At 63.7% G+C, this 5,355-nt stretch carries 5 protein-coding genes and 1 pseudogene; 3 read left to right on the top strand and 3 right to left on the bottom strand.

What is annotated here, in order from left to right:
- Positions 1-308 precede the first annotated feature (308 nt).
- From ACFDS3_RS18695 to ACFDS3_RS18685, 3 genes and pseudogenes are all read right to left on the bottom strand, one after another.
- A pseudogene (locus tag ACFDS3_RS18695) lies at positions 309-497 on the bottom strand (cytochrome P450); the annotation flags it as partial.
- A gap of 521 nt (positions 498-1,018) precedes the next feature.
- The gene (locus tag ACFDS3_RS18690; protein WP_375263855.1) at positions 1,019-1,183 is read right to left on the bottom strand and encodes a hypothetical protein; all 165 of its coding nucleotides are present in this window, start codon (positions 1,181-1,183) and stop codon (positions 1,019-1,021) included.
- 213 nt (positions 1,184-1,396) lie between these two features.
- Positions 1,397-2,044 carry a hypothetical protein gene (locus ACFDS3_RS18685; protein ID WP_375263854.1) on the bottom strand — a complete coding sequence of 216 codons (648 nt, stop codon included), beginning with the start codon at positions 2,042-2,044 and terminating at the stop codon, positions 1,397-1,399.
- A 475-nt stretch (positions 2,045-2,519) separates the two neighbouring features.
- Between ACFDS3_RS18685 and ACFDS3_RS18680 the strand changes: the two genes are divergently transcribed.
- The 3 genes from ACFDS3_RS18680 (at position 2,520) to ACFDS3_RS18670 (ending at position 5,322) form a co-directional block, all read left to right on the top strand.
- On the top strand, positions 2,520-4,286 hold the full coding sequence (locus tag ACFDS3_RS18680; RefSeq protein ID WP_375263853.1) for a thiamine pyrophosphate-requiring protein: 1,767 nt from the start codon (positions 2,520-2,522) through the stop codon (positions 4,284-4,286).
- Positions 4,287-4,331: 45 nt separating this feature from the next.
- On the top strand, positions 4,332-4,529 hold the full coding sequence (locus ACFDS3_RS18675) for a hypothetical protein (RefSeq protein WP_375263852.1): 198 nt from the start codon (positions 4,332-4,334) through the stop codon (positions 4,527-4,529).
- Positions 4,530-4,719: 190 nt separating this feature from the next.
- Positions 4,720-5,322, top strand: a complete 603-nt coding sequence (locus tag ACFDS3_RS18670) for a hypothetical protein (RefSeq protein WP_375263851.1) — start codon at positions 4,720-4,722, stop codon at positions 5,320-5,322.
- Positions 5,323-5,355: the final 33 nt, after the last annotated feature.

The raw sequence follows: 5,355 nt of genomic DNA, 5'->3' as shown, positions 1-5,355 counted from the left end.
GCAGCGGCGCCACCACCGCCCACATCTCATCGGGCACAAGCTCATGTCTCATGCCCAGAGAATCCACGAGACAAGGATAGGTTTCGTTAGGCGCTCTTAACATGGCACCCATGCCGCGAGTGCCCGACCAGATCTGGTAGATGGGGATCAGCAGTCGCGCCCGGCCCCACGTGGCCTCAACCTTCTCGTCATGAGGATGTTTGCTGCGCCGAGGCAGAGGCTATCTCGTCAACGGGCGCGATCTTCAGTCCATCCCGCCGCCGAGCCGGAAGACTACGTTCATTGAGGTCGAGCCGCTGTGCCGGCACCTACCAGGCATATTCTTGCGCGAAGAAACGAAGCGCCACGGCCATCATCCGCTCGGTGATCCATTCACCGGGGCAAGGATGGCCACCCGCATGATCGCTCCCACCCTGCGGGATCAAATCAAAGGCATTCGGTGCACGGTCGCGGAATCTTTCGGGATCGAACGTTTCCGGCGCGTCCCACAGACGGGGATCGTGATTGGTGCCCTAGATAGCGAGCAGCACCAGTCGGCGATTGGGAATGTGGTAGTCCTTCCAGTCGAAATCTTGGCAGGTTCGAGCGCCGACCATCGAACGGGTAATGGCGGCGCACCTCCATCACAAAGCGACGGACTTCTCGATCGTCACGCAGCGCGGCAGCCCCCTGCGCCAGCGCGTGGACCACGTAAACCATACAGACCCCGACCGCCGTGAGCGGCCGCAGCACGTTGAGAAGCTCGACAGCGGCGATGGGCTCGGGCAGCAAGCGGCCTTGCTCGTCGTGGCAACGTGGCACCTGCGCAAACGCGCTGCCGGTGGGCGGTATCAGCGCACCTTCACCAGGTCTCCCGCCCAGCCCTCGGCCCGCTGGCGTCCGGCGCGGCGCCGCCAATAGCGAGGTCCGGCCGCGCCGTCGCGCTCGAACATCATGCGCATCTCCTCAGCGCGACGCGGCCGATCCGCGGTCCCGGGCACGCCGCTCCATTCAAAGGCCGCCTCGGCGCAGGTCCGTATCAGCTCTGAATGAAGGGTTGCCTCCCCCCTGCGCGCCAGCGCGTCAACGCCTCGCGCAGCCGCCGGGCAAGGATGCGCTCCATGAGTTCCATGCGTTCGCGGCTCATCAAACCCAGATGCATGGCTTTGCACAACACATGGGTCTCGCCGTCGAGGCTCTGCACCCCGCATGCCGATCACTTGCTCCAACAGCAACCGCGCCCCGAACAGATCGGTGCCATGCGCATCGCAGCTTTTCGACACGAAGCGATACGGGTCACGTCGCAACGCCAGCGTGCTGTCGATCAATTTCTCCTTCGGAATCCGCATCAACTGCCTTTGCTCACGTTCTTGCGCGCATGTATGTCGCTTACGTCATCCGGCGATCCGGGCCTTTCTCACGGCGGATGGCCGCAGGGCTTCATGGCGCCAGCCGCATCGATATCATGCCCGGCGGATGCAGTGCGGCACTTTACGTATTCCTGCTGCGAGACCATGCCGTCGCCGTCGCGATCCATCTCCGCGAAGTCCGATCCGGCCTGCTGCGCCGCGTCGCCCTCGGACGAATAGTCGGCGGTGCAGAACGAGCCGTCGCCATACCCCCCTTCATCCTGCGATTGCCCAGCGACGGTGATCTCGGGGCCTTGTGCCTGCAGATCGGCGCGGATCCGCGTCATCTCCTGGCGCCGCAGCTCCTGCTCGATCTGCGGGCGGATCAACTCGAGCGGTGGCACCTCGCCCTGCGATTTCTGGGTGATCTGCTCATAGGCGGTGTTCACGGTCTCGTCGCTGGTGGCATCCGCCATCTCCCGCCGCAGCCAGAACTGCACCAGCGCGTTCTCCTCGACTTCTGCATGAGTCTGCTCGGCCATCTCCGCAAAGTCCGGATCGTCGGCAAATTTCTTACTGCGGGCGCGGTCGATAATCAACTCGCGCAGCACGAGTTGCTGCAGCGCCATCGGCAGCAGCATCTCGGCAAGCTGCTCGCGCATCGGCTGCGGCAGAGCGCCGATCGCGTCTGAGCCGAGAATCTCGGCGCCGCCCACGGTGACCACGACCGCACCGGGACCGCCCATCGCGCTTTCGGTCAGCGCGGTGTCGGTCTCGGCGATGTCGGAGGCGTCGGTCTGCTCGATCTACTCCTGAGTGATCTGACCCTGCGGCCCCTCATCCTGCTGGGCTGTGGCGGGTGTGACCCCCACGGGAAACGTCAGCAGCGCGACAAACGCAGTGGAGCGGGCAAATACGACACTAAGCCCCATGTCTTGTCCCCCTTCTCCATGATGCTGCCCCAACGACAACCCTCACCGGCTGTTCCACCATCGTGATGACCGGCCCGCGAGCGTGCGGCAGGGCACCGAGCGGAACGCGATCCGACCTCTGCGGTTGGGCCGCTGAAAAGCGGAAATGACTTAAGAGGAATTTTCCCAGACCCCTCCATCTCTGGACATCGCTCCACCGCATCGTTTGTCCGCAAGTGGATCTGAAGAACCTCCTTTAGCCGACAAAAAGGACCGCATCATGTCAGACACTGTCGCCGACTTCATGCTCGACCGCCTTCGGACGTGGGGTGTCACCCGCATCTACGGCTATCCCGGTGACGGCATTAACGGCCTCACCGCGGCCTTGGGACGTACCGACGAAATCGAATTCGTGCAGGTTCGCCATGAGGAAAGCGCGGCCTTCATGGCATGCGCTCATGCCAAGTGGACAGGCGAGGTAGGCTGCTGCCTTGCCACCTCCGGTCCCGGGGCGATTCACCTCTTGAATGGGCTCTACGACGCCAAGCTCGACCATCAGCCGGTCGTTGCAATCGTCGGTCAGCAGGCTCGGGCTGCACTTGGCGGCAATTATCAGCAGGAAGTCGACCTCACCACGCTCTTCAAGGATGTGGCGGGTGAATATGTCCACCAGATGGCCGCGCCAGCTCAGGCGCGCCACCTTGTTGACCGCGCCCTGCGGATTGCCAAGTCGCGCCGCTCAGTCACTAGCATCATTGTACCCAATGACCTGCAGGAGGCCGACGCCGTCGAGAAACCCTCGCGCGCGCATGGCACCGTCCATAGCGGTGCGGGCTATTCTGCTCCACGGGTGGTGCCGCAGGAAGCCGATCTGAAGCGCGCCGCCGAGGTGTTGAACGCCGGCAAACGTGTCGGCATTTTGGTGGGAGCGGGCGCCATCGGCGCTGCCGATGAGGTGTGCGCGGTGGCCGAGGCGCTGGGAGGCGGGGTCGCCAAAGCACTTCTCGGCAAGGCCGCATTGCCCGATGATCTGCCGTTCGTCACCGGCTCCATCGGGCTTCTCGGCACCGAGCCCTCGGACTGGATGATGCGCCATTGCGACACCTTCCTGATGATCGGATCGCGCTTTCCTTATTCGGAGTTCCTACCAAAGGAGGGACAGGCGCGCGGCGTGCAAATCGACATCGATCCTACCATGATGTCGATCCGTTACCCCATGGAAGTGAACCTCGCTGGCGATGCCTCCGCTACGCTCCGCGCCCTCCTGCCGCTGCTGGAACATAAGCAGGACCGCACCTTTCGCGGTCATATCGTGCAGAAGGTGGAGCAGTGGTGGCAAGACGTCGAGACTCGTGCAATGCAGGAGGCGGATCCCGTCAACCCGGAACGGTTGTTCTGGGAACTTTCGCCGCGCTTGCCCGATGACGCCATCATCTCAGCCGATAGCGGCTCTTCGGCAAACTGGTACGCCCGCGCGATCAAGGTCCGACCGGGCATGAAGGCGTCACTTTCGGGCACGCTCGCCACGATGTGCCCCGGCATGCCCTATGCCGTCGCTGCCAAGTTCTGCTTTCCTGATCGGCTTGCGGTGGCCTTCGTCGGTGACGGTGCGATGCAGATGCTGGGCATCACCGATCTGTTGACTGTGGCCAAATACTGGCGCAACTGGTCCGACCCGCGCCTCGTCGTCTGCGTCCTCGGCAACCGCGACCTGAACCAGGTGACTTGGGAATTGCGTGCGATGGGCGACAGCCCGAAAGTGCCCAAGACACAGGACGTACCGGTCTTCGACACCGCCGAATACGCCAAGCTTCTCGGCCTCAACGGGATCCGTGTCAGCACCCCCGATGCCGTCGGCCCCGCCTGGGACGCGGCGCTGGCCGCCGATCGTCCAACCGTCATCCACGCCGATGTCGATCCTAACGTGCCGACCCTGCCGCCGCACATCACGCTGGAGCAGGCCAAATCTTATGCCAGTGCACTAGCGCAGGGCGATCCCGACACCAGCGGCATCCTGTGGCAGACCTTCAAACGGGTTTTCAGCTAGGGCACGCACCATCCATTCCCTTGATGCTCAAGGGAGGGCACGAGCATGATCAAACACGCAAGCCGCGCCGTGGAAGACCAGATGTTCGATGCCGCGGGCGTCGCGGGCGCTCTGCGACGCTGGGTGCCGCTCGGCGCGACCGTGGCTGAGAATTGGACGCGAGAGCGGCGGATCCTCGGTGTCGCGCGGGCGGCGCGACCGCCTACCCGGCATGGCAGTTCGACCAATTCGCTCGGCGGATGATTGCGAACGCAGCGGAACCTGCCGATGGAAGCATCGGTTGCGCCTGCAGAACTGCCCCGCGCCGGAGACATCCCATGGACGCACTCCTCCACAAGCTCATCGCTCTTATTCCCATCTGCGGGCCTCGATCGCATGAGGGCTATACCGGCTGCACAAGAATGATCGCGGCTCGGTCGGTCGGTGTCGTCTGATGGGCCTTTTCGAAGGCCTGCCGCTGACCGCCAACATTGCGGTGTTCATCGTCGCAGCGATCATCGTCTGGATCGCCGGCTCCCGGCTTTCCCTCTATGCAGACGCTATCGCACGCCGTACCGGGATCGGTCAGGCGGCTTTGGGCGTGCTGCTTCTGGGTGGCGTTACCTCGCTGCCGGAGATCGCTGTGGCTGGCAGCGCCGCCATCTCGGGCGCGGGAGCGCTGGCGGTCAACAATCTCCTGGGCGGCTTCACCATGCAGGTTGCGATCCTCGCCGTTGCGGATGCCGTCTATCGCCGCGGCGCTTTGACCACCGCCGTGCCGGACCCGACGGTGATCCTACAGGGCACCCTCGGCATCGTGCTGATGGCCTTCGTAATTATCGGCATTGCCGTGGGTGACGTACCAGTGCTCGGTGCCGGGATGTGGTCTTGGATCATCTTCGGCAGCTTTCTCTACGCGTTGCGGCTGGTCACACGGGCGGAGGGTAATCTCGACTGGGAGGTGGTCGGCCAGCCACCGGCCGAGGATCTACCCAACATCGAACATCCGGACATGTCGTCGCGCCGCCTTACCATTGTAGCGCGACATCGCAGTTGACGGCTTAGCGACATCGCAGGTGGTTGACGGTGA

The sequence above is a fragment of the Palleronia sp. genome, from assembly GCF_042089775.1.
Classification (GTDB): Bacteria; Pseudomonadota; Alphaproteobacteria; order Rhodobacterales; family Rhodobacteraceae; genus Palleronia.
Note: the sequence above shows the minus strand (reverse complement) of the source record. Positions and strands in the feature narration are given on the sequence as shown.